The sequence below is a fragment of the Actinomadura craniellae genome, from assembly GCF_003289645.1.
GTDB lineage: Bacteria > Actinomycetota > Actinomycetes > Streptosporangiales > Streptosporangiaceae > Actinomadura_D > Actinomadura_D craniellae.
Genome location: NZ_QLYX01000004.1, coordinates 237828 through 261491, shown reverse-complemented (window position 1 = coordinate 261491; position 23664 = coordinate 237828). Strand labels below are relative to the sequence as shown.

The window sequence follows — 23664 nt, the reverse complement described above, 5'->3', positions numbered from 1 at the left end:
GCGAATACGCGAACTGTGGATAACCACCCGCGCGGAAGCCGCCGCGCGACCGGGTTTCGGATTGACGGCCTGGCCCGGTCGCGCGGCTCCACCCCTCCAGGGAGAGGCAGTGACGACGATACTGCGAGCGACCCCACCCGAACACTCCGTTCCCCCCGAGAAGCCCCGTCCCGGACGCCGGGCGGTGGTCTCGTGACCTCCACCGAGGCCAAGAGCCCGGACGAGTTGCGGATGCCGATGGCGGCGTCCCCGGCCAGCGCGGGGCTGGCCTGGAGCCTGGTCGAGCAGCGGCTGATCTGCTGGGGGCTGGGCGAGGACGCCCGCTACGACGCCCGGCTGATCCTGAGCGAGCTGGTCGCGAACGCGGTGGCGGTCAGTCCCCGGGGCGGATGCATCACCGTGCTCTGCCGACGGGACGAGATCGGCCTGGCGGTGGGGGTCGCCGACACCGATCCGGGCCTCCCGCGAGAGCCCGCGCCGGTCACCGAGCTGCGGCCCGAGGACCTGGACCTGCGGGAGGAGAACTTCGACGACAACGGGGGGCGCGGGCTGGTCATCGTCAAGGCCCTGTCCACGTGCTGCGGCGTCACCCCGCTGCCGTCCGGGGGCAAGATCGTTTGGGCGAGGTTAAGGGCGTGAGCCCGGGGCGGCGGAGCGGTGCCACCACAGGGAGTAGACGGTGAGGGCGAGGGCGGCGGTGGCGACGGTGGACAGGACGCCGTTGACCACGGCGATGTAGAGGGTGCTCGCCGGGCTCTGCTCGGCGGGGTCGACCAGGGTGACCGCGCCGAGCAGGCCGCCGAGGGCGGTGGCCGCGGCCGACCAGGCCAGGACGCGGCGCCGGGTGGTGGGGGAGAGGCCGGGCGGGGCGTCGGCGCGGGGCGGGGTGGTGCGCGCCCAGCGGGCCAGCCACCAGCAGATGAACAGCGCGCCGCCCGCCCCGCTCCCGTACTGGAGCCACTTGTGCACCGGCAGGCCCGCGTAGGAGTGGGTGACGAGCCAGGGCAGCAGGCCGGTGAAGCCGTGCGCGCTGTGCGTGAAGGCGTCCCAGAACAGGTGGGTGGCCGTCCCGAACAGCAGGGACGGGAGCACCCACCGGGTGAAGGCGGGGCCGGGGGCGGGTAGCCGCCGCCGCAGCCAGGACGGGGACAGCGCGATCAGCGGGCGCTTCCAGCACAGGTGGAACACGGCGTACGCGGCCAGCCCGATGCCGAGGGCGGCGGGGAAGGCCCAGGGCTGCCGGTGCGTCACCCCGCGGTACTCCATCAGGAAGGCGAAGTAGGGGAGGTCGGGCGCCATCGCCCCGATCACCAGCGCGGACGGCACCAGCGGGCCGCGGGCGAACGGGAGGACGGCGGCGGGGTGGCTCAGGGTGAACGGCACGGCGCCTTCCGGTCGTCGAGCAAGATCGTCACCTGGATGGACGGCCGAACCCGCGGCCGGGTTCACCCCGGATCAGAAGGTGAGGCGCTGCTCCTCCTGGGTGCGCCACTCGACCATCAGCACGGTGGCGTCGTCCTGGAGCCGCTCGTGCTGGTACTCCAGGATGGTCAGGACCAGCCGGCGCAGCGTCTCCGGGGCGGGCAGCCCGTCGGCCTCCCGGCGGAGGACGAAGTCGATGAACCGCTCCAGGCCGAAGCGCTCCCCGGCGGGGTTCTGCGCGTCGATGATCCCGTCGGTGTAGAACAGCACCCGGTCGCCGGGTTCGAGCTGGTACCGGATCGTGGTGGGGGTCTGCGGCAACCCGAGCCCCATCGGCGGCTCCACCTGCTCCTCCGGCAGCGGGACCCGGCGCCCGCGGCGCAGCAGCAGCGGCGGGTGGTGGCCGCGGTTGACCCAGGCCAGTTCGCCGGCCCCGACGTCCAGCACGCCGAGGACGCCGGTGGCGAACCGCTCGCCGGCGAACTGCCCGGCGATGGCGTGGTCGACGGACTCGGCGGTCGAGGTCAGGTCCATGCCCAGCCGGCGGCCGTTGCGGCAGGCGCCCATGGCGATGCTGGCGGTCAGCCCGGCGGCCGTGTCGTGCCCCATCGCGTCGAAGATCGCCAGGTGCAGCGTGTCGCCCCGCATGGCGTAGTCGTAGGCGTCCCCGCCGACGGCGTAGGCCGGCTCCAGGGCGGCGCTGACCACCACCCGGTCGTTGGCGAAGGTGCCGATCGGCATCAGGTTCCACAGCACCTCGGCGGAGAGGGTCATCGGCTCGGTCCGCACCAGGCTCTGGTAGGTGTCGCTGTAGTTGCGCTTGCTGGTCACCAGCAGGGCGATGAGGGAGGCCAGGTACGCGGCCCGGCAGAGCGCCTCCTCGTCGTCGGCGGGCACGGTCACCCCGAGCACCCCGAGCCGTTCGGTGCCGTCCAGCAGCGGCACCCACAGCCGTGCCGAGCCGGGGGCGTCGTCGTCGCGGACCCGGACGATCTCCACGTTGCGGAAGGCCCGTCCCGCCATGGTGACGTCGATGGAGATCTCCCGCAGTGGCTTCCCGTCCCGGCCGCACTGGCCGGGCAGCGGGACCAGGAACTTCTTCTGCAGGTCGGCCACATGGATCGTGGGGTCGGCGAGGCCGGCCGGTGCCGCGTGCCCGGCGGCCAGGCGCGGCAGGTCCTCCATGGCGGCCAGGTGACAGTCCTCCAGCAGTCCGCCGAGCATCCGCTCGCCCGTGCTCTCCACCGCTCGTCCCATCGAGGCAGGTTCTCCGATCCAGGCTTCCCTACCCCGATCGACCTGCTGAGACCATTTCCGGCATGGAGGGAATGCTGATCGTCCAGGCCAGCGAGCCCACCCCGGGCCGCCGCAACGAGGACTACGCGGTGACCGGCCCGGGCTGGGCGGTCGTGCTCGATGGGGCGACCCCCCGGCCGGGGGTGGACGGGGGGTGCGCGCACGGGCCGGGCTGGCTGGTGCGCCGGCTGGCCGGGGCGCTGGCCGGCGGCCTGGCCGCCGAGCGGCACGAGCCGCTGCCCGACCTGCTGGCCGGCGCCATCGAGGCCGTCCGCGCCGCCCACCCGGAGTGCGACCTGGACGACCCCGACAGCCCGTCCGCCGCCGTGGCGATCCTGCGGCACCGGGACGGGGAGGCCGGGGAGTTCGACTGGCTGGTGCTCGCCGACTCCCCGATCGTCCTCGACCTCGGCGCGGCGGAGCCTGCGGTGATCCGGGACGACCGGGTCGACCGGCTGCCCGCCTACACCGCCGAGGCCGTCCGCGCGGCCCGCAACGCACCTGGCGGCTTCTGGGTGGCGAGCACCCGCCCGGAGGCCGCCCACCAGGCGGTCACCGGGTCCGCCACCGGCGTCCGGCGGGCCGCGCTGCTGTCGGACGGCGCGGCCCGGCTGGTCGAGCGTTTCGGGCTGCTCGGCTGGCGCGACCTGCTCGACCTGCTCGACCGGTACGGGCCGGCGGAGGTGATCCGGCGCACCCGGGCCGCGGAGGCGGAGCTGCCGCCGGGGCCGCGGGGGAAGCGGTACGACGACGCGACGGCGGTCCTGCTCACCCGCCGGTGAGGGGTCAGCCGGAGCGCCCGGGAGACCGTGCGGGGGCGATGTGCGGCCACCAGCCGGCCAGCTCGTCGGCGGTGTAGGTGCCGTTCACCGTGAGCGAGCCGGGCATCAGCGGGAACCGCCGGCCCGGGCTCCACACCCGCTCGTAGGCCGGCGGGTCGAGCACCACCACCCGGACGCCGTTGACCTCCGGGATGTCCGCGGGCACGCCCTCGTTCCAGATCCATCCGCCGCGCGCGTCCACCAGGTTCCACCAGCCGACCACCGACGGGGTGTCGGGCTGGAGGTCGCCGTCGCCGGAGGCGGCGACCCAGCGCGGGTCGGGGGCCCGGCCGGGCACGCCCTGCGGGCGGTCCACCAGCGCGGCGGCCAGCAGGGTGTGCAGCTGGAAGTTGTCGCCGATCCCGCTGATCGTGACCATCCAGCCGCGCCGGGTCTGCCGGTCCAGGACCAGCAGCGGGTGGTCGTCCAGCACCTGGAGCAGGTCCTTCACGTAGTCCATCTGGCCCCAGTACCGCGCGGACCGCTCGGCCGCGAGGATCTTCAACGGCCGGTCGGTCACCGCGGCCCGGACTCGCGGCCCCCGGGCGAGCACCGTGCAGGCGCCCATGGCGAACTGCGGCAGCGAGAACCACGCCATCATCGCGGGGACGCCGCCCTCGCCGAGTGTGGGCGAGACCACGTTGAGCGCGTGCTGGGAGGGCTGCTCCTCCTGCATGTGCGGGGGCTTGTCGCCGGTGGCCGCCTCCCAGGCGTCGGCGAAGGCCAGCGCGGCGGCCGCCACCTCGGTCAGCCGGTCGACGATCGCGGTGCCGACGGGGTCGGGGTCGGCGCCGTTCTCGACCCAGGCTCCCGCGCAGACCGCCAGCCAGCCGCCCAGGTTCGGCGGCGCCTCCGCGACGCCCTGCGCCAGCCGGGGCAGCGCCGCGGAGAGGACGGGGGCGGGGACGTGCCGCGCCTCGTCGATGAGGCGTGGCAGGACGCTGCCGAAGGACTGATCCTCGACCAGCGCGGCCTGGACTGTTTCTTCGCACAGCTGGTGGAAGACCTGACTCATGACGGCCAAGCCTGACATAAGGGACGAGTCCCGACACACTAGAAAATGATTCTAGAATTCGACCTGCTTCGGATAGCCGGCCAGGGAGGGACCGATGGACGCCCAGGACTTCGCCGATGTGATCAGCGCGGTACGCGCCTTCGTCAGGGAGCAGGTGATCCCGCTCGAGGAGGAAATCGAGGAGACCGACGAGATCCCCGAGTCGCTGCGCCAGACCTCCCGGGAGATGGGCCTGTTCGGCTACGCCCTGCCCGAGGAGTACGGCGGGCTCGGCCTGTCGCTGGGCGAAGAGGTCCGGCTGGCCTTCGAACTGGGTTACGTGAGCCCGGCCTTCCGGTCGATGTTCGGCACCAGCAACGGCATCGCCGGTCAGGTCATCGTCAACGCCGGCACGCCGGAGCAGCGGGAGCACTGGCTGCCCCGGCTGGCCGCCGGCGAGGTGATCGGCGCGTTCGCGCTGACCGAGGCCGAGGCCGGCTCCGACCCCAGCACCCTCACCACCACCGCGGTCAAGGACGGCGACGCGTACGTCGTCAACGGCGCCAAGCGCTTCATCACCAACGCCCCCGAGGCCGACGTCTTCATGGTCTTCGCCCGCACCGGCGGCCCCGGCTCCCGGGGCATCTCCACCTTCCTGGTGGAGAAGGGCACCCCCGGCCTGTCGGTCGGGCCCAAGGACGTGAAGATGGGCCAGCGCGGCACGCACACCGCCGAGGTCTTCTTCTCCGACGTCCGGGTGCCGGCGAGCATGATGGTCGGCGCCGAGGGCACCGGCTTCCGCACCGCCATGGCCTCCCTCGCGCACGGCCGGCTGCACATCGCCGCCGTCTGCGTGGGCCTGGCCCAGCGCATCCTGGACGACACCGTGGAGTACGCCCGCGAGCGGAGCCAGGGCGGGCAGAAGATCACCGAGTACCAGCTCATCCAGGGACTGATCGCGGACTCCCAGACCGAGCTGTACGCGGGGCGCGCGATGGTGCTGGAGGCCGCCCGCGCCTTCGACGCCGGCGAGGACACCAAGCTCGGCCCCTCCTGCGCCAAGTACTTCTGTTCGGAGATGGTGGGGCGGGTCGCCGACCGCGCGGTGCAGATCTTCGGTGGCATGGGGTACATGCGCGGGGTCTCCGTGGAGCGGTTCTACCGCGACGTCCGGCTGTTCCGGATCTACGAGGGGACCAGCCAGATCCAGCAGGTCGTGATCGCCCGCCGGGTGCTCGCCAACTGATTTCACATCGGGGTCTAAGGGCGTGTATGGTTACACCGCGCGCACGACGCAGGCCCCTTTAGCTCAGTCGGCAGAGCGTCTCCATGGTAAGGAGAAGGTCTACGGTTCGATTCCGTAAAGGGGCTCTCGCAGGATGGCAGGCCGTTTCCCGGGTAATGGGGGAGCGGCCTTTCCTCTTCCCGATGGCGCAGTGGTCGAATCGCGCTCATCCGGGGCCTGTGATACCCTCTGACCGGCCCTGATGGGCGAGCTATGGCGGCTCACCACCCCTGACGGGGCTCAAGGAACCGAGACCCCCGGGTTCTCTCGTTCCTGAGTCGGGTGGAGGTCCGGTATCCTTGCTAGCCGGGCGCCCCCGGCCGCTCTCGGCGGAGTAGCTCAGTCAGGCAGAGCAAGCGGCTCATAATCGCTGTGTCGCCGGTTCAAGTCCGGCCTCCGCTACTACCTTGTCCGATCCGCCTTCCGGCGGCGGGCAGGTGTTGTTGGTCCATTTCCCTAGTCCAGAAAGGCACTCCATCGTGGCTGCCACCGACGTACGGCCGAAGATCACGCTGGCCTGCCAGGAGTGCAAGCACCGCAACTACATCACGCGGAAGAACCGGCGGAACGACCCTGACCGCCTGGAGATCAAGAAGTACTGCCCCAACTGCCGCACGCACCGGCCGCACCGCGAGACGCGCTGAAATCACCGCGTTCGCCGCGAGACCGTTTTCACGTTTTCAGCCCGCCCCCGCGTAGACCCGCGAGGACGGGCTGAACGTCATTCTGTTACGGTCGCGCTCTAGACCGCGGAGTGCGCCGGAGGGACGGAAACTGCATGGCACTGAACCGTGATTTCATCGGGCGGACCTTCCCGCCCAGCGAGCCCTACGAGGTGAGCCGGGTCAAGATCCGGGAGTTCGCGACCGCCATCGGCGACGCCAACCCGATCTACCGCGACAGCGAGGCCGCCAAGGCCGCCGGGCACCCCGATGTGATCGCCCCGCCGACCTTCCCGATCGTGGTCTCGCTCGGCGGCCCGGCGCTGCTCGACCCCGCGCTCGGCCTGAACTACGCGATGGTGGTCCACGGCGAGGAGCGGTTCGAGTACCAGCGCCCGCTGCGCGCCGGCGACGTGATCGTCTGCTCGACCACCATCACCGACATCAAGTCGGCCGGCAACAACGAGATGATGAAGATCGAGACCGAGGTCAAGACCGTCGAGGGCGAACTGGTCTGCACGGCCTACAACACGATCGTGGAGCGGGGGGCCTGATGGCGGCGCAGGTCAAGTACGACGACGTCGAGGTCGGCACCGAACTCCCCGCGCAGACGTACCACGTCGACCGGGCCAACCTGGTGATGTACGCCGGTGCGTCCGGCGACTTCAACCCGATCCACTGGCGCGAGAGCGTCGCCAAGGCGGTCGGTCTCCCCGACGTGATCGCGCACGGCATGTACACCATGGCCCAGGGCGGCCGGTACGTCACCGACTGGGTCGGCGACCCCGGCGCGGTGGTGAGCTACGGCGTGCGCTTCTCCGCGCCCGTCGTGGTGCCCGACGAGGGCGGCGCCGACATCGAGATCAGCGGCAAAGTCGAGGAGAAGCGCGACGACAACCAGGTCGTCGTGGCGCTGACGGCCCGGTCCGCCGGCGCCAAGGTCCTCACCCGCGCCAAGGCCGTCGTCCGGCTCGCCTGAGCCGCGGAGCGTCCGGGAGCGGGGAGGAAGACCGATGTCCGTCCTGTGCGAGCAGGTCCATCTGTCCGGATACACCACCCTGCGCCTGGGCGGCCCGGCTCGGCGGTTCGTCGAGGCGGTGAGCGAGGACGATCTCGTCGCCACGGTCGGCAAGGCCGACACCGACGGAGAGCCGGTGCTCGTGCTGGGCGGCGGCAGCAATCTGGTCGTCTCCGACATCGGCTTCGACGGCATCGTCGTGCACGTGGCGACCCGCGGGGTGGAGCGGCTGCCGGCGGTCGGCGGCGACGCCCCGCGGGTGCTCGTCCGGGCCCGGGCGGGCGAGGACTGGGAGCCCTTCGTGGCCCGCTGCGCCGACGAGGGACTGGCCGGGGTCGAGTGCCTGTCGGGCATTCCCGGCCGGATCGGCGCCACCCCGATCCAGAACGTGGGCGCCTACGGCCAGGACGTCTCCGAGACCATCACCGAGGTCCGGGCCTACGACCGGCACACCCGCGGCATCGTCTCCCTCGACCGCGCCGCCTGCGAGTTCACCTACCGCAACAGCGTCTTCAAGGGCTCCGACCGGTACGTGGTGCTGGACGTCACGTTCGCGCTGGAGGAGACGGGGGAGTCGGGCCCGATCGTCTACGCCGAGCTCGCCCGTACCCTCGGCGTGGAGATCGGCGCGCGGGTGCCGCTCAAGGACGCCCGCCAGGCCGTCCTCGAACTGCGCCGGCGCAAGGGCATGGTGCTGGACCCGGCCGACCCCGACACCCGCAGCGCCGGGTCGTTCTTCACCAACCCGATCCTCGACGCCGCCGCGCTGGCCGAGCTCGAACACCGGGCCGGCCCCGACTTCCCCCGCTACCCCGAGTCCGGCGGGCGCGCCAAGACCTCCGCCGCCTGGCTGATCGACCGCGCCGGCTTCCGCAAGGGCCACGCCCGCGGCCCGGTGCGCATCTCCACCAAGCACACCCTCGCGCTCACCCACCCGGGCGGCGGCAGCACCGCGGAGTTGCTGGAGCTGGCCCGCGAGGTCCGCGACGGCGTCCACGCCGCGTTCGGCGTCGAGCTCGTCAACGAGCCGGTCCTGGTCGGCGTCGAGCTTTAGGGGTTTGTTACCCTGATCCGCGTCGAGGGGGAGTAGTCCCAATCGCGCGGTCGACATACTGGCGCATTCCGCCCGGTCGCGCGGGCCCCGTTCCGCGGGGCGGACGAGACCTTCGGCCTGGCAGCCATGCCGGGCCGAGGTCGCGCACCGCCCGCCCTCCGCTCGGCCGAGCGGAAAGGGAAGCGGTGTCCGCCTTCATCCTCAGTCTTGTCGTGATCTTCATTGCCGAGCTGGGCGACAAGAGCCAGCTCATGGCCATGACCTTCGCCACCCGGTTCCGCACCCTCCCCGTGCTGATCGGCATCACGGTGGCCACCTCCGTGGTGCACCTGGCCAGCGTGCTCCTCGGCGCCGCGCTGGGCGTCGCCCTGCCGACCGGGCCGATCTCCATCCTCGCCGGGCTGGCCTTCCTCGGCTTCGCGCTCTGGACCTGGCGGGGCGACGAACTCGACGAGGAGGAGGAGAACAAGGCCGCCAGGGCCACCGGTTCGGCGATCCTCGCCGTCGGCACCGCCTTCTTCCTGGCCGAGCTGGGCGACAAGACCATGCTCGCCACCGTCACCCTGGCCGCCGACGGGACGGGGTTCTGGGCCCTGGCCGGGGTGTGGGCCGGCTCCACCGTCGGCATGGTCGCCGCCGACGCGCTGGCCATCGTCGCCGGGCGGCAACTCGGCCGGCGGCTGCCCGAGCAGGCGATCAGGATCGGCGCCGCCGCCGCGTTCGCGGTCTTCGGCATCCTGCTCCTGGCGGAGGGCCTGACGGTCGTGCTCTGACGGTTCCCGGCGGCCGGCCCGCTCAGGAGCAGCGTGCCGGAGCGCGGTGCCGCGGGCGGGACGGCTCGACCGGGGACAGCCAGTGGTCGACGCCGGCGAGCAGCCGCTTGCGGACGTCCGGCGGGGCGGCCGAGCCGCGGATCGAGGCGCGGGCCAGCTCGGCCAGCTCCGCGTCGGTGCAGCCGTACTCGGTGCGGGCCAACTCGTACTGCCGGGCCAGGCGGGAGCCGAACAGCAGCGGGTCGTCGGCGCCCAGCGCGATGCGCGCCCCCGCCGCCAGCAGCGCCCGCACCGGCACGTCGGCCGCGGTGGGCGCGACCCCCAGCCCCACGTTGGACGAGGGGCAGACCTCCAGCGTCACCCCGCGCCGGACGATCTGCTCCAGCAACGCGGGGTCCTCCACCGCGCGCACCCCGTGCCCGATCCGGTCGGCGCCTAGCGTCTCCAGGCACTCGCGCACGCTGGCCGGGCCGAGCAGCTCGCCCCCGTGCGGGACGGACAGCAGCCCGCCCCGCCGGGCGATCCGGAACGCCCCCTCGAAGTCGTAGGCCCGGCCGCGCCGCTCGTCGTTGGACAGCCCGAACCCCACCACCCGCCGGTCCCGGTGGCGCACCGCCAGCCGGGCCAGGGTCTTGGCGTCCAGCGGGTGTTTCGTACGGTTGGCGGCGATGACCAGGCCGATCCCCACCCCGGTGGCGGCCTCGGCCACGTCGGCGGCGTCCAGGACCAGCTCGATGGTGGGGGTCAGCCCGCCGAACCGCGCCGCGTACCCGCTCGGATCAACCTGGATCTCCAGCCAGCCCGACCCCTCGGCGGCCTCGTCCTCGGCGGCCTCGCGCAGCAGCCGGTACATGTCCTCGGGCCGGCGCAGCACCGACCGGGCGATGTCGTACAGCCGCTGGAACCGGAACCAGCCCCGCTCGTCGGTGGCGCGCAGTCGCGGCGGCCAGTCCTCGACCAGCGCCTCGGGCAGGTGCACCCCGTGCTCGGCGGCCAGCTCCACCAGGGTCGAGTGCCGCATCGAACCGGTGAAGTGCAGGTGGAGGTGGGCCTTGGGAAGTGCGAAAACAGAACGGGGCTCCATGAACCAATGTTGCCGGATCGCCCGCGCCCCCCGGACGCCGACCGGCGCGAACCACCCGCCCGGACCAGGCCGGATGACCCGGACGGCCCATCACCGCCTAGTTGATCTCCCCCAACGTGATCCTTCGGTTTTCGAGGCGCTACAGCGCACCGAACGCTGAAGGATCATCGCCGCACACGCTCTCACCAGGTGATCCTTCAGGTTCCGGTGCGCTATGACGCCCCGGAACCTGAAGGATCACGCTTGGAGTTTCGTCGCGGGCCGGTTCAGGAGGCTTCGGAGAGGAGCTTGGCGACCCGGGCGACGCCCTCGGTCAGGTCCTCGTCGCCCAGCGCGTACGACAGGCGGAAGTAGCCCGGGGTGCCGAACGCTTCGCCCGGCACCAGCGCGACGTCGGCCTCTTCGAGGATCAGCTCGGCCAGCTCCAGGCTGGTCTGCGGCCGCCGGCCGCGCAGCTCCTTGCCCAGCACCCCCTTGACGGAGGGGTAGGCGTAGAACGCGCCCTCGGGCACCGGGCAGACCACGCCGGGGATGTCGTTGAGCATCCGCACCATGGTCTGCCGCCGCCGGTCGAACGCGGTGCGCATCTCGGCCACCGCGGACAGGTCGCCGGTCACCGCGGCCAGCGCCGCCGCCTGGGCCACGTTGCAGACGTTGGAGGTGGCGTGCGACTGGAGGTTCTGCGCGGCCTTGACGACGTCCTTCGGGCCGATCAGCCAGCCCACCCGCCAGCCGGTCATCGCGTAGGTCTTGGCCACCCCGTTGAGGACCAGGGTGCGGTCGGCCAGCTCGGGGACCGCGACCGGCATCGAGCTGAACTCGGCGTCGCCGTAGACCAGGTGCTCGTAGATCTCGTCGGTGACCACCCACAGCCCGTGCTCGGCGGCCCACTGCCCGATCGCCTCGACCTCGGCCCGCGAGTACACGGCGCCGGTCGGGTTGGACGGCGAGACGAACAGCAGCACCTTGGTGCGGTCGGTGCGGGCCGCCTCCAGCTGCTCGACGCTGGTCCGGTAGCCGGTGGACTCGTCGGACACGACCTCGACGGGCACGCCCCCGGCCAGCTTGATCGACTCGGGGTAGGTGGTCCAGTACGGCGCCGGCAGCAGCACCTCGTCGCCCGGGTCGAGCAGCGCGGCGAACGCCTCGTACACGGCCTGCTTGCCGCCGTTGGTCACCAGCACCTGGGCGGCGTCCACCTTCAGGCCGGAGTCGCGCTCGGTCTTCTCGGCGATCGCGGTGCGCAGCTCGGGCAGCCCGCCGGCCGGCGTGTACTTGTGGAAACGCGGCACCCGGCAGGCGGTCACCGCCGCCTCGACGATGTAGTCGGGCGTGGGGAAGTCGGGCTCGCCCGCGCCGAACCCGATGACCGGGCGGCCCGCGGCCTTCAGCGCCTTGGCCTTGGCGTCGACGGCCAGCGTGGCCGACTCGGAGATCGCGGCGATCCGCGCGGAGATTCGAGGACGGTCGATGCTCATGCCTCCCATGCTTCCAGACCCGTGACACGACGTTCAGCCGGATGTACCTGCCCGGTTCGACGCGGAGGCCCTCGGCCACGTACACTCACCTACCTAGCGGTGCCTTTGGCGTACGGTCGTGTCCAGCGACGCTCCGTGCGGCGGGGTTCCGCAGCGAAGGGCAGTAGCTCAATTGGCCAGAGTCCCGGTCTCCAAAACCGGTGGTTGGGGGTTCGAGTCCCTCCTGCCCTGCGGAGTGCGGTGTGCGTACGTGGTCACACCTCTCACAGGTGGCATACGCTGAGCCAACCATGGCGTAGTACATGACCGATGAGGTGAACGGCGACACTATGGCGACTGACACGCGCGGCGACGCCGCGACCGAAGACAAGGGCAAGCCGGCGGGCAAGCGCACTGCGCCCGCCCTCTTCGTCCGTCAGGTGGCCGCCGAGCTGCGCAAGGTCATCTGGCCGACCCGTAGCCAGCTGATCAACTACACACTGATCTCCCTGGTCTTCGTGCTGATCATGATCGGCATCGTCTCGGGCCTCGACTGGGGGCTGCAGAAGGCCGTCTTCGCGGTCTTCGGCTGAGCGAGCCGCATCACAGCCGCGGACCGCCCTGTTCCACCATCACAGTCGTACGAGAGAAAGAGTCAGCGTGTCCGAGTCCCCGATGCCCCACGACGAGGCCGTCGAGCAGGCCGAGTCGGCGGAGGCCGCCGCCGCGGAGACCCCTGAGGAGGTCTCCGCCGGGCTCAGCGGCGGCACCGAGGCGGATGGCGACGACCACGAGGCCGCCGAGCCCGCGCCCGACCCGTACGCCGACTTCAAGCGTGAACTGCGGCTGCAGCCGGGTGACTGGTACGTCGTCCACTCCTACGCGGGCTACGAGAACCGGGTCAAGACCAATATCGAGACCCGCACGCAGTCGCTCAACATGGAGGACTACATCTTCCAGGTCGAGGTGCCCCAGCACGAGGTCACCGAGATCAAGGGCGGCAAGCGGCAGAAGGTCAACGAGAAGGTGCTGCCCGGCTACATCCTGGTCCGGATGGAGCTGACCGACGAGTCCTGGGCCGCGGTCCGCAACACCCCGGGCGTCACCGGGTTCGTGGGCCTGTCCAGCAAGCCGTCCCCGCTGAACCTGGACGAGGTCGCCAACCTGCTCGCGCCCGAGCCGGCCGAGCCGGTCAAGCGCGCCGGTGGCGCCGAGCCCGGCAAGGTCACCGCCACCGTCGACTTCGAGGTGGGCGAGTCGGTCACCGTCATGGACGGCCCCTTCGCCACCCTGCCCGCGACGGTCAACGAGATCAACGCCGAGCAGCAGAAGCTCAAGGTGCTGGTGTCGATCTTCGGTCGCGAGACCCCGGTCGAGCTGTCCTTCAACCAGGTCTCCAAGATCTGACCGGTCCGGCCTCGGGCCGGTCCGCATACATGGTCCCAACGCGGCGGTTGTGTTCCGCCCGCCGCGTTGCCCGCGAAGCGGGAGTCGGGGCCGACGTCGAACGGAACACGAAGGGTGAGGCATGCCTCCCAAGAAGAAGAAGATCTCCGCGATCGTCAAGGTGCAGCTGAACGCCGGTGCGGCGACGCCCGCGCCGCCGGTCGGTACCGCGCTCGGTCCGCACGGCGTCAACATCATGGACTTCTGCAAGCAGTACAACGCTGCCACGGAGTCCCAGCGCGGCAACGTCATCCCCGTAGAGATCACCATCTACGAGGACCGCTCCTTCTCCTTCATCACCAAGACCCCGCCGGCGGCGCAGCTCATCCTCAAGGCCGCCGGGGTGGAGAAGGGCAGCGGCGAGCCGCACAAGACCAAGGTCGGCTCGGTCACCCGCGACCAGATCCGCGAGATCGCGCAGACCAAGCTGCCCGACCTCAACGCCAACGACCTCGACGCCGCCGAGAAGATCGTCGCCGGCACCGCCCGCTCCATGGGCATCGAAGTCAAGTAACACCCGCAACGGAACACCAGTGGGACGGGCTCGCGCAGCCCTTCGACCACGAACTCTCACCGAGCGAGTAGGAGAGCAGCATGAAGCGCAGCAAGGGCTACCGCCAGGGGGCGGAGCTGATCGACCGGGAGCGGCTCTACACGCCGGCCGAGGCCGTGCAGCTGGCCAAGAAGACCTCCGTCACCAAGTTCGACGCGACCGTTGAGGTCGCCCTGCGGCTGGGCGTCGACCCGCGCAAGGCCGACCAGATGGTCCGCGGCACGGTCAACCTGCCGAACGGCACGGGTAAGACCGCGCGGGTGCTGGTCTTCGCCGGCGGCGCGAAGGCCGAGGAGGCCCGCGAGGCCGGGGCCGACTACGTGGGCTCCGACGACATGATCGAGAAGATCCAGGGCGGTTTCCTGGACTTCGACGCGGTCGTCGCCACCCCCGACATGATGGGCAAGGTCGGCCGGCTGGGCCGGGTGCTCGGTCCGCGTGGTCTGATGCCGAACCCCAAGACCGGCACCGTGACCATGGACGTGGCGAAGGCCGTCACCGACATCAAGGGCGGGAAGATCGAGTTCCGGGTCGACCGGCACGCGAACCTGCACTTCATCATCGGCAAGGCGTCCTTCACCGACGCCCAGCTCATCGAGAACTACTCGGCGGCGCTGGAGGAGATCCTGCGGCTCAAGCCGTCGGCGGCCAAGGGCCGGTACGTCAAGAAGGCGGTGCTGACCACCTCGATGGGGCCGAGCATCCCGGTCGACCCCAACGTGACCCGCAACCTCACGGCCGAGCTCGAGGGCACCGCGGGCTGATCGCACCCGAGCACGACGCCGTAGCGGGGCGTCCCCGGACACCGGGGGCGCCCCGCTTCGCATGTCCGCTCAGCGTGCCCCGCCGAGTGGATTACGCCTTCAGGGGTACCGAATCCGGCGGTATTCGTACCACCGGGGGATGCCGCCCATCGGTGGACGAACAAGACTCGGTATGGCAGCGTCCAACCTCTCGATGACCGAGTGGGTCGGACCACGACCGAGCAGGCGATCAGAGAGGATCCGAACATGAGGCTGCGATTCGCCGCAGCGGCCGCGGTGGGCACGACTCTCACCCTCTTTCTGACCGGGTGCCAGGGCGAGGCGGGAAACCAGGGCACCACCGGGGACATCAAGCTGACCGCCGCGCAGGCCCTGACCCAGACCTCCAAGAAGGCCGGGCAGACCGACACGTTCCGCGCCGAGCTCACGGTGAGCACCACCGCGGCCGGCGCGACGACCAAGATCCGCGCCAGCGGGCAGTTCCGGCTCCGGCCCGAGCTGGCGTTCAGCGCCCGGCTGGACGAGCTGGCCAGGGGCGGCCAGTCGCTGACCGGGGCGGGTGCCCAGGCGGTGTTCACCGACCGGGTGCTGTACGCGAAGCTGCCGGCGGGGCTCACCCAGTTCACCGGCGGCAAGCCCTGGCTCAAGGTGAACGTGAACCAGGCTGACCAGCGGACCGGCGTGGACCTGGGCGGCCTGATTGACCAGATCCAGAAGGTCAACCCGGCCGAGCAGACCAAGATGCTGACGGCGTCCAAGAACGTCCGGAAGGTGGGCACCGAGAAGATCGACGGGGTGCAGACCACGCACTACCAGGGCTCGGTGACCCTCAAGGAGGCGCTGGCGCAGCTCGACCCGCAGGCCCGGCAGAAGCTGCAGAAGGCCTACCCGCAGGGGGACGGCAAGCTGAACTTCGACCTGTGGGTGGACGGGCAGCACCTGCCCCGCAAGCTGACCACCAAGGGCGCGGAGAGCGGTGGGGGGAGCGCGGCGCTCACCGTCCTCTACAGCGACTACGGCAAGTCGGTGACCGTCTCGGCGCCGCCGGCCGACCAGGTCGGCGAGCTCAGCGGCCTGTTCGGCAACTGATCGCGGCACGCTGTCCCACGGCCGCCTCCGGATCCGTTCCGGAGGCGGCCGGCGCGGATCGTTGCTCAATACCCGCACGGCCGCGTTCGCGGCCCGGGAGTCCGACCGGCTCGTGGTGCGGACCATCGCTCAATACCTGTACAGTTTGACTTGCCGAAGACCGTCGGTCGTCACCCACCCGGGTGACCGAAGGTCCGCAGCGAATGCGGACGGCCCACGCAGGTGAGACGAGAGCTCGCACGAGATCAATGGTGATCGCGTGTTCCGCCCCGTGCGCCTGCGCCCGGGGCGTTCGTGTTTCCTGCGGATCTCACGCCGGCGGCTTCCCCTAGGTAATTCGGAAGGAGGCCCATGGCGAAGGCCGAAAAGGCGGCTGCGGTTGCCGAGCTCACCGACGAGTTCAACAACTCCAGCGGCGCCGTCCTGACCGAGTACCGCGGGCTCACCGTGGCGCAGCTCGGCGAGCTGCGCCGGAACCTCGGCGACAACGCGAGGTTCGCCGTGGTGAAGAACACGCTGACCAAGATCGCCGCGAGCGAGGCCGGGGTCGACGAGCAGTTCAGGCAGCTGCTCGAAGGCCCGTCGGCGATCGCCTTCGTGAAGGGCGACGTGGTCGAGGCCGCCAAGGGCCTGCGTGACTTCGCCAAGGCCAACCCGCTGCTGGTGATCAAGGGCGGGGTCGTCGACGGCAAGTCGATGGACGCCACCGAGATCACCAAGCTGGCCGACCTCGAGTCGCGCGAGGTGCTCCTCGCGAAGCTCGCGGGTGCGATGAAGGCGTCGATGGGCAATGCCGCCGCGACGTTCAACGCCCTGCCGACGCAGCTCGCGCTGCTCGCCGACGCCCTGCGCACCAAGCGCGAGGAGGCCGGCGAGACCAGCGAGGCGCCTGCCGAGGAAACCCAGCCCGCCGAGGGCTGAGCCCCGCGGTCCCAAGAACGAACTTGGTTCAGTAGCAATACCGGAGGAACACACCATGGCGAAGCTCAGCAACGACGAGCTGCTCGACGTCTTCAAGGAGATGACCCTCCTTGAGCTGTCGGAGTTCGTGAAGGAGTTCGAAAAGGTCTTCGACGTCAAGGCCGCCGCGCCGGTCGCGGTCGCGGGCCCCGCCGGCCCGGCCGCCCCGGCCGAGGAAGCCCCCGTCCAGGACGAGTTCGACGTCATCCTCGAGGGTGCCGGCGACAAGAAGATCCAGGTCATCAAGGAGGTGCGCGCGCTCACCAGCCTGGGCCTGAAGGAGGCCAAGGACCTGGTCGACGGCGCGCCGAAGGCGCTCCTGGAGAAGGTCAACAAGGAGACGGCCGACAAGGCCAAGGAGGCCCTCGAGAAGGCCGGCGCCTCCGTCACCGTCAAGTAACGACGGCGGCCGCTTAGCACTGCGGCGGTCACTCCACTGACAAGTGGAGTGGCCGCCTTTTGCATTTTTGTCACTTGTCCGCGGGTATGTCCCGGCTCTAGCTTCGGCAACTGATCCCTGAGCTCCGAGATCGCCGGTCCGGTGCGGTGGGGGTGAACCGGGCGATCGTGTCCCGTTCGTCACCCTCGTCGCACAAGTAACGATTTGCTTACATGGCCCGGTTCGCGTGAATCGTCGGGTGGAACCCCCTTCCATTTCTCCGATTCGTCGCTAACGTGGTGCTCCCGTCACGCCTACCGATCGGTAGTGAACGGGACGTCACGACGGGTGCCCGGGTTCGGGGTCACTCGCTCAGTGGCCGGGGAGTCCGCCTGGCCTGGACGAAAGGTGACGAGTGGGCGTCGAAATCAGGGTCGAGGGCCTCACCAAACGCTTCGGCCGCCAGGTCATCTGGGAAGACGTATCGCTAACGCTGCCCGCCGGAGAGATCTCCGTTCTCCTCGGGCCCTCCGGTACGGGCAAGTCGGTGTTCCTCAAGACGCTCATCGGCCTGCTGCGGCCCGAGCGCGGCCACGTGTGGGTCGGGGACCAGGACGTGCCGCGGCTGTCGGAGTCCAAGCTCTACGAGACCCGCAAGCTGTTCGGCGTGCTGTTCCAGGACGGCGCCCTGTTCGGCTCCATGAACCTCTTCGACAACATCGCCTTCCCGCTGCGCGAGCACACCAAGAAGAAGGAAGGCGAGATCAAGCGGATCGTCATGGAGAAGATGGAGCTGGTCGGCCTCGTCGGGGCCGAGGGCAAGCTCCCCGGAGAGATCTCCGGCGGGATGCGCAAGCGCGCCGGGCTGGCCCGGGCGCTGGTGCTCGACCCCGAGATCATCCTCTGTGACGAGCCGGACTCCGGCCTGGACCCGGTCCGCACCTCCTACCTCAACCAGCTGATCGTCGACCTGAACGCGCAGATCGGCGCCACCATCCTCATCGTCACCCACGACATCAACACCGCCCGGACGGTGCCCGACAACATCGGGCTGCTGTTCCGCCGGCAGCTGGTGATGTGCGGGCCGCGCGAGATGCTGCTGTCGAGCGAGGAGCCGGTGGTCCGGCAGTTCCTCAACGCCCGCCGGGTCGGCCCGATCGGCATGTCGGAGGAGAAGGACGTCTCCGAGCTGGAGGCCGAGGCCAAGATGGGCCACGACCCCGGCCGGCTGCCGCCCATCCCGCCGCAGCTGCTGCCCAGCAACGGGCGGGTCCGCCCGACCCAGTCGCCCCCCGGCGCCTGGCTGCGCGCGAACGGCGTCACGCCGCCGGCCGGCTCGTTCATCGACGAGCTCGGCCGCAACTGGCTGGAGGAGTGGCCGCGCTACGTCGCGACCATGTCCGTCGGGGCCGGCGCCCCGACCCGGCCCGGGCCGGTGACCCAGCCCGGTCCGGGCAAGACGCCACCACCCCCGGGAGGCGTCCGGGCATGACCCGTGCTGGTGAAGGCGCGAACCAGCCAGGGAAGTTCGGCAGGAACCGGAACGGCGGTCCGGGCGCTGTGCTGCGCCCGGCCGCCGGCGGCCTCGCGAACGTGGCCGTCCGGGAGCCGGGGCGCTTCTTCGCGCTCTGCCTCGACACCTTCCGGGCGATGTTCCAGCGGCCCCTGCAGTGGCGGGAGTTCATCCAACAGGCCTGGTTCATCGTCAGCGTGACGGTGGTCCCCACGGCGCTGGTCGCCATCCCGTTCGGGGCCATCCTCTCCCTCCAGGTCGGCGGTCTCATCCGGCAGCTCGGCGCGCAGTCCTACACGGGCGCGACGGCCGTGACGGCGATCGTCCGCGAGGCGAGCCCGATCGTCACCGCGCTGCTGATCGCGGGCGCGGCGGGCTCGGCCATCTGCGCCGACCTCGGCTCGCGCAAGATCCGCGAGGAGATCGACGCGATGGAGGTGCTGGGCATCAACCCGCTGCACCGCCTGGTCGTGCCGCGGATGCTCGCCTGCGCCTTCGTCGGCCTGTTCCTCAACGGCCTGGTCTCCGTCGTCGGCATCGTCGGCGGCTACGTCTTCAACGTGATGGTGCAGGGCGGCACCCCGGGCGCCTACCTGGCGTCGTTCAACGCGATGGCCCAGCTGCCCGACCTGTACCAGGCGGAGATCAAGGCGTTCGTGTTCGGCATCACCGCCGGCCTGGTGGCGGCCTACAAGGGCCTGAACGCCGCGGGCGGTCCGAAGGGCGTCGGTGACGCGGTCAACCAGACCGTGGTGATCACCTTCATGTTGCTGTTCGTGGAGAACTTCCTGATCAGCGCCCTGTACTTCCAGTTCGTCCCGCAGAAGGGGATGTGATGGAGACCCCGGGCAAGGCGGGCAGGACCGCCAAGGTCATGACGCGCCCGCTCGACCGGCTGGACGACCTGGGCCACCAGCTCACGTTCTACGCCCGGGCGTTCGCCTGGACGTTCCGGGTGCTGCGCCGCTACCGCTCCGAGGTGATGCGGCTGCTCGCCGAGGTCAGCCTGGGCACCGGCGGGCTCGCCGTGATCGGCGGCAGCGTGGTGATCGTCGGCTTCATGACGTTCTTCACCGGCAGCCAGGTGGGCCTGCAGGGCTACAACGCGCTGAACCAGATCGGCACGGCGGCGTTCACCGGGTTCGTGTCGTCCTACTTCAACACGCGGGAACTGGCGCCCCTGGTCTCCGCGCTGGCGCTGTCGGCCACGGTCGGCTGCGGGTTCACCGCCCAGCTCGGCGCGATGCGGATCTCCGACGAGATCGACGCGCTGGAGGTCATGGCCGTCCCCTCGCTGCCGTTCCTGGTGACCACCCGGCTGGTGGCCGGGATGATCGCGGTCATCCCGCTGTACGTGATCGGGCTGCTGTCCTCGTACTTCGCCACCCGGCTGATCGTCACCACGTTCTACGGGCAGTCGCCGGGAACCTACGACCACTACTTCAATCTCTTCCTACCGCCGTACGACATCCTCTGGTCGTTCGGCAAGGTGATCGTCTTCGCCGTGATCGTCATGCTGATCCACTGCTACTACGGCTACCACGCCAGCGGCGGCCCGGCGGGCGTCGGCGTGGCGGTCGGCCGGGCGGTGCGGACCAGCATCGTGGTGATCAACATCGCCGACCTGCTGATGGGCCTGGCGATCTGGGGACCCACCACGACCGTGCGGATCGCGGGGTGACGGGGCGATGACGCACGCTGCGGTGACCTCCTCGGGGCTGGCCGAGAAGACGCGCTTCCGGATCGCCGGGCTGGCGTTCATCCTGGTGGTGCTGCTGCTGGTCGCGCTGACCGTGGCGCTGTTCCAGAAGGTGTTCGTCCCGGTCGTCCGGGCCGAGGTGCGGGCCGACCGGGCGGGGCTGCAACTGCTGCCCCGCTCCGACGTCAAGGTGCGCGGGCTGATCGTCGGCGAGGTGCGAGGGACGCGGGCGACCGCGAACGGCGCGGTGCTCGACCTGGCGATCGACCCCGACAAGGCCGAGCTGATCCCGACCAACGTGCAGGCCCGGCTGCTGCCCAAGACGCTGTTCGGCGAGAAGTACGTCGACCTGATGGTGCCGCCGCAGCCAGCCGCCCTGGGCCTCCGGAACGGCGCGGTCATCCAGCAGGACCGCTCGCAGGCCGCCGTCGAGATCGACCGGGTGCTGAACAACCTGCTGCCGCTGCTGCAGGCGGTCCGGCCGGAGCAGCTGAACGCCACGCTCAACGCGCTGGCCACCGCGCTCCAGGGCCGCGGCGACCAGCTCGGGCACAACCTGGAGCAGGCCGACGCGCTGCTGAAGAAGCTCAACCCCAAGGTCCCGACGCTGCTGTACGACCTGCGCGCGCTGGCGGACGTCTCCGACATCTACACCGCGGCGGCGCCCGATCTCATGCAGGCGCTGCGGAACCTCAACGTCACCAACCGGACGATCGTGGACCGGCGCGCCACGATCGAGGACCTCATCCCCGGGGTGACCCGCACCGCGCGGAACGGCGACCGGTTCGTCCAGAACAACGGCAACAAGATCATTGGCTTCAACATCGCCAACAAGGAGGGGCTGGCACTGCTCGCCCGGTACTCCCCGTCGCTGCCCTGCGTCTTCGAGGGCCTGGCCAAGCTCGCGCCCCGGGCCATCGAGGCGGGTGGCGGCAACGGCTCCACCTTCAACGTCACGATCGAGATCGTGAAGCCCCGGCCGGCGTACAAGAACCCGCTGGAACTGCCGGAGGCCAGGGACCACCGCAACCCGCGCTGCTACGGCCTGCCCAACCCGCAGGTCCCGTTCCCCGACTACCTCGCCCTCGACGGCACCGAGGACAACCTGTGGTGGCGGGACCCGGACCCGCCGAACGAGCAGCCGCGCGGCCGGGCCGCCGCCGGGGTCTTCGTCGACCCGGGGGACATGCCCGAACAGGAAAAGATCAAGAACGTGGTCGGACCGATGATCCACACCCCGGCCGACCAGGTGTCCGACGTGGCGACGCTGCTGTTCGGGCCGCTCATGCAGGGATCGGTGGTGACGATCGAGTGAAGACCACGACTGCGGCGATCAAGCTCACCGTCTTCGTCCTGGTCACCTCGCTGCTGACCGGAATCCTGGCGATCACGATCGCCAACACCCGGTTCATCGACTCCCGCCGGTACAAGGCGATCTTCACCGACGTCGCGGGACTGCTGGTCAAGGACGACGTCCGGGTGGCCGGCGTGCGGGTCGGCCAGATCGAGGAGATCAGGCTGCACGGGGGCCGGCAGGCCGAGGTGACGTTCTCGCTGCAGAAGCAGGGCGTCTTCGCCACTGGCCTGCCCCGCTCGACCCGGGCCCAGCTGCGCTACCGGAACCTGATCGGCCAGCGCTACCTCGCGCTGGAGGAGGGGCCGGGCGCGGTCGACGACCACCTGCCGCCGGGCGGCACGATCCCGGTCGGGCAGACCAGGCCGGCGCTCGACCTCACCGTGCTGTTCAACGGCTTCCGCCCGCTGTTCCGCGCGCTGGAGCCCGACGACGTCAACAAGCTCGCCTTCCAGATCGTGCAGACCCTCCAGGGCGAGGGCGGCACGGTCAACAGCCTGCTGGCGCACGTGGCCTCGCTGACCAACACGCTGGCCGACCGCGACCAGGTGATCGGCCGCGTGATCGAGAACCTGAACACCGTGCTGGGCACCATCGACCGGCGGCACACCCAGGTCGACCTGCTCATCCGGCAGCTGCGGAGCTTCGTCAGCGGGGTGTCCGCCGACCGGGCCGCGATCTTCGACTCGCTGGACGCGATCAACCAGCTCACCGGCGTCACCGCCGACCTGGTCAAGGACGTCCGGCCGTCGGTGCGCACCGACATCGCGGGCCTGAACCGGCTCACCAGGACGCTGGCCGACGAGCGCACCACCCTGGACAAGGCGCTGGAGCGCACCCCTGACCGGCTCGACAAGCTCGTGCACGCCTCGTCCTACGGCTCGTGGTTCAACTTCTACCTCTGCGGCCTCGACGCCAGGATCGTGCTGCCCGACGGACCGGTGATGCAGACGCCGAGCATCATCAACGAGAACGCGAGGTGCAAGCCGCAGTGAGGGTTCCGTTCCGCGAACGCGACCCCGTTCCGATCGGGCTCGCGGCAATCGCGATCATCGTGGTCCTGATGGTGCTGGCCATGAACCTGCAGCGCATCCCGCTGATCTCCGGGGGCGCCGAGCACCAGGCGGCGTTCGCCGAGGCGGCCGGGCTGAAGGAGGGCGAGGAGGTGCGGATCGCCGGCGTCAAGGTCGGCCAGGTCACCTCCCTCGACCTCGACGACCGCGGTTACGTGCGGGTCGCCTTCCGGGTCGACGACGGCGTCCGGCTGGGCGAGCTGACCCGGGCCGAGATCAAGATCAAGACCCTGCTCGGCTCGCACTACCTGGCCCTGGACCCCCGCGGGCCGGGGACGCTGCGCCGGCAGATCCCGCTGGAGCGCACGGTCACCCCGTTCGAGGTGGTTCCCGCGATCAACGAGCTCAGCCAGCGGGTCGACAAGATCGACACCGTCCAGGTGGCGAAGTCGTTCCAGGTCCTCTCGGACACCTTCGAGAACTCCCCGGAGGAGATCCAGGCGTCGCTGCGCGGGCTGCGCCGGCTCTCGGCGACCATCTCCTCGCGCGACGAGCAACTGCACGAGCTCGCCGGGCGGGCCAAGGACGTGACCCAGCTGCTGGCCGACCGCAACCAGGACTTCGTCCGGCTGATCGAGGACGGTGACAAGATCCTCCAGGCCGTCCAGGCCCGCCGGGCGGTGATCCACCAGTTGCTGGTCAACACCGTGATCCTCAGCCAGCAGGTCAACGCCCTGATCGCGGAGAACGAAGCGCAGCTCAAGCCGATGCTGAGCAACCTGCAGAAGGTCAACAAGGTGCTGCTGGACAACCAGGCCAACCTCGACCGCACGATCCAGTTGCTCGCCCCGTTCGCCCGCCAGTTCGCGGACGCCACGGGCACCGGCCGCTGGTTCGACGCCTACATCCAGAACCTGCTGCCGCTCCCGATGAGCATCCGCGACAACCCGCAGCCCAACCCGAACCCGTCCGGCGGCCCGGGGAGCGGCAACCCGCTGCCCTTCCTCCCGTGAGCAGCCAGGCAGAGG

At 70.6% G+C, this 23664-nt stretch carries 26 protein-coding genes and 3 tRNA genes; 24 read left to right on the top strand and 5 right to left on the bottom strand.

The window, feature by feature from the left end; translation table 11 throughout:
- The first annotated feature begins 192 nt into the window (after nt 1-192).
- Nucleotides 193-639, top strand: a complete 447-nt coding sequence (locus DPM19_RS10760) for an ATP-binding protein (protein ID WP_111865668.1) — start codon at nt 193-195, stop codon at nt 637-639.
- On the opposite strand, the gene DPM19_RS10755 is transcribed toward DPM19_RS10760, so the two are convergent.
- Together DPM19_RS10755 and DPM19_RS10750 are read right to left on the bottom strand one after the other, a co-directional pair.
- On the bottom strand, nt 628-1383 hold the full coding sequence (locus tag DPM19_RS10755; protein ID WP_158566753.1) for a DUF4184 family protein: 756 nt from the start codon (nt 1381-1383) through the stop codon (nt 628-630). The two genes, DPM19_RS10760 and DPM19_RS10755, sit on opposite strands and share 12 nt — an antisense overlap.
- A gap of 72 nt (nt 1384-1455) precedes the next feature.
- Complete coding sequence (locus tag DPM19_RS10750) at nt 1456-2679, bottom strand: PP2C family protein-serine/threonine phosphatase (RefSeq protein WP_111865663.1); 1224 nt, start codon at nt 2677-2679, stop codon at nt 1456-1458.
- Between the two features lie 62 nt (nt 2680-2741).
- Here DPM19_RS10750 and DPM19_RS10745 point away from each other — a divergent pair, with 62 nt between their 5' ends.
- Nucleotides 2742-3500, top strand: coding sequence for a hypothetical protein (locus DPM19_RS10745; RefSeq protein WP_325050210.1), 759 nt, complete (start codon nt 2742-2744; stop codon nt 3498-3500).
- A 4-nt stretch (nt 3501-3504) separates the two neighbouring features.
- Here DPM19_RS10745 and DPM19_RS10740 read toward each other — a convergent pair whose 3' ends face one another.
- On the bottom strand, nt 3505-4554 hold the full coding sequence (locus DPM19_RS10740; RefSeq protein ID WP_111865657.1) for a hypothetical protein: 1050 nt from the start codon (nt 4552-4554) through the stop codon (nt 3505-3507).
- A 94-nt stretch (nt 4555-4648) separates the two neighbouring features.
- Between DPM19_RS10740 and DPM19_RS10735 the strand changes: the two genes are divergently transcribed.
- From DPM19_RS10735 to DPM19_RS10700, 8 genes are all read left to right on the top strand, one after another.
- Entirely contained in the window at nt 4649-5779 is a 1131-nt protein-coding gene (locus tag DPM19_RS10735; RefSeq protein WP_111865655.1) for an acyl-CoA dehydrogenase family protein, read from the top strand.
- Between the two features lie 52 nt (nt 5780-5831).
- Nucleotides 5832-5904, top strand: a tRNA-Thr gene (locus DPM19_RS10730).
- A 242-nt stretch (nt 5905-6146) separates the two neighbouring features.
- Nucleotides 6147-6220 (top strand) — tRNA-Met (locus DPM19_RS10725).
- Nucleotides 6221-6297: 77 nt separating this feature from the next.
- Nucleotides 6298-6462 carry a 50S ribosomal protein L33 gene (rpmG, locus tag DPM19_RS10720; RefSeq protein ID WP_026404241.1) on the top strand — a complete coding sequence of 55 codons (165 nt, stop codon included), beginning with the start codon at nt 6298-6300 and terminating at the stop codon, nt 6460-6462.
- Between the two features lie 134 nt (nt 6463-6596).
- The gene (locus DPM19_RS10715; protein WP_111865652.1) at nt 6597-7034 is read left to right on the top strand and encodes a MaoC family dehydratase N-terminal domain-containing protein; all 438 of its coding nucleotides are present in this window, start codon (nt 6597-6599) and stop codon (nt 7032-7034) included.
- On the top strand, nt 7034-7459 hold the full coding sequence (locus DPM19_RS10710) for a MaoC family dehydratase (RefSeq protein WP_111865650.1): 426 nt from the start codon (nt 7034-7036) through the stop codon (nt 7457-7459). The genes DPM19_RS10715 and DPM19_RS10710 overlap by 1 nt, the downstream gene beginning before the upstream one ends.
- 34 nt (nt 7460-7493) lie before the next feature.
- Entirely contained in the window at nt 7494-8552 is a 1059-nt protein-coding gene (locus tag DPM19_RS10705; protein ID WP_111865647.1) for a UDP-N-acetylmuramate dehydrogenase, read from the top strand.
- Between the two features lie 185 nt (nt 8553-8737).
- Nucleotides 8738-9325 carry a TMEM165/GDT1 family protein gene (locus tag DPM19_RS10700; RefSeq protein ID WP_111865645.1) on the top strand — a complete coding sequence of 196 codons (588 nt, stop codon included), beginning with the start codon at nt 8738-8740 and terminating at the stop codon, nt 9323-9325.
- A 22-nt stretch (nt 9326-9347) separates the two neighbouring features.
- On the opposite strand, the gene DPM19_RS10695 is transcribed toward DPM19_RS10700, so the two are convergent.
- Both DPM19_RS10695 and DPM19_RS10690 read right to left on the bottom strand, forming a co-directional pair.
- The gene (locus tag DPM19_RS10695) at nt 9348-10409 is read right to left on the bottom strand and encodes an adenosine deaminase (protein WP_111865635.1); all 1062 of its coding nucleotides are present in this window, start codon (nt 10407-10409) and stop codon (nt 9348-9350) included.
- A 266-nt stretch (nt 10410-10675) separates the two neighbouring features.
- Nucleotides 10676-11896, bottom strand: a complete 1221-nt coding sequence (locus DPM19_RS10690) for a pyridoxal phosphate-dependent aminotransferase (protein WP_111865632.1) — start codon at nt 11894-11896, stop codon at nt 10676-10678.
- 148 nt (nt 11897-12044) lie between these two features.
- On the opposite strand from DPM19_RS10690, the gene DPM19_RS10685 reads away from it, so the two are divergent.
- The 14 genes from DPM19_RS10685 (at nt 12045) to DPM19_RS10620 (ending at nt 23649) form a co-directional block, all read left to right on the top strand.
- A tRNA-Trp gene (locus DPM19_RS10685) sits at nt 12045-12118 on the top strand.
- Nucleotides 12119-12216: 98 nt separating this feature from the next.
- Entirely contained in the window at nt 12217-12459 is a 243-nt protein-coding gene (gene secE, locus DPM19_RS10680) for a preprotein translocase subunit SecE (RefSeq protein WP_111865629.1), read from the top strand.
- A gap of 67 nt (nt 12460-12526) precedes the next feature.
- A complete protein-coding gene (gene nusG / locus DPM19_RS10675; RefSeq protein WP_233510027.1) occupies nt 12527-13273 on the top strand; it encodes a transcription termination/antitermination protein NusG in 747 nt (248 codons plus the stop codon).
- 121 nt (nt 13274-13394) lie between these two features.
- Nucleotides 13395-13826: a 50S ribosomal protein L11 gene (rplK, locus tag DPM19_RS10670; protein ID WP_111865627.1), complete on the top strand. Its 432-nt coding sequence runs from the start codon at nt 13395-13397 to the stop codon at nt 13824-13826.
- 80 nt (nt 13827-13906) lie between these two features.
- Nucleotides 13907-14629, top strand: coding sequence for a 50S ribosomal protein L1 (gene rplA / locus DPM19_RS10665; RefSeq protein ID WP_111865625.1), 723 nt, complete (start codon nt 13907-13909; stop codon nt 14627-14629).
- 246 nt (nt 14630-14875) lie between these two features.
- Nucleotides 14876-15718 (top strand): LolA-like protein, encoded by an 843-nt coding sequence (locus tag DPM19_RS10660; protein ID WP_111865623.1) that lies wholly within the window; start codon nt 14876-14878, stop codon nt 15716-15718.
- Nucleotides 15719-16069: 351 nt separating this feature from the next.
- Nucleotides 16070-16639 (top strand): 50S ribosomal protein L10, encoded by a 570-nt coding sequence (gene rplJ / locus DPM19_RS10655; protein WP_111865620.1) that lies wholly within the window; start codon nt 16070-16072, stop codon nt 16637-16639.
- A gap of 55 nt (nt 16640-16694) precedes the next feature.
- Nucleotides 16695-17078, top strand: a complete 384-nt coding sequence (rplL, locus tag DPM19_RS10650; RefSeq protein WP_111865617.1) for a 50S ribosomal protein L7/L12 — start codon at nt 16695-16697, stop codon at nt 17076-17078.
- Between the two features lie 394 nt (nt 17079-17472).
- A complete protein-coding gene (locus DPM19_RS10645) occupies nt 17473-18549 on the top strand; it encodes an ABC transporter ATP-binding protein (RefSeq protein ID WP_111865615.1) in 1077 nt (358 codons plus the stop codon).
- Nucleotides 18546-19406, top strand: coding sequence for an MlaE family ABC transporter permease (locus DPM19_RS10640; protein WP_111865613.1), 861 nt, complete (start codon nt 18546-18548; stop codon nt 19404-19406). Before DPM19_RS10645 ends, DPM19_RS10640 begins: the two co-directional genes overlap by 4 nt.
- Complete coding sequence (locus DPM19_RS10635) at nt 19406-20251, top strand: MlaE family ABC transporter permease (protein WP_111865610.1); 846 nt, start codon at nt 19406-19408, stop codon at nt 20249-20251. The genes DPM19_RS10640 and DPM19_RS10635 overlap by 1 nt, the downstream gene beginning before the upstream one ends.
- 7 nt (nt 20252-20258) lie before the next feature.
- Nucleotides 20259-21584 carry an MCE family protein gene (locus DPM19_RS10630; RefSeq protein WP_111865607.1) on the top strand — a complete coding sequence of 442 codons (1326 nt, stop codon included), beginning with the start codon at nt 20259-20261 and terminating at the stop codon, nt 21582-21584.
- Entirely contained in the window at nt 21581-22618 is a 1038-nt protein-coding gene (locus DPM19_RS10625) for an MCE family protein (protein ID WP_111865604.1), read from the top strand. The genes DPM19_RS10630 and DPM19_RS10625 overlap by 4 nt, the downstream gene beginning before the upstream one ends.
- A complete protein-coding gene (locus DPM19_RS10620) occupies nt 22615-23649 on the top strand; it encodes an MCE family protein (protein WP_111865601.1) in 1035 nt (344 codons plus the stop codon). The genes DPM19_RS10625 and DPM19_RS10620 overlap by 4 nt, the downstream gene beginning before the upstream one ends.
- The last annotated feature ends 15 nt before the right edge of the window (nt 23650-23664 follow it).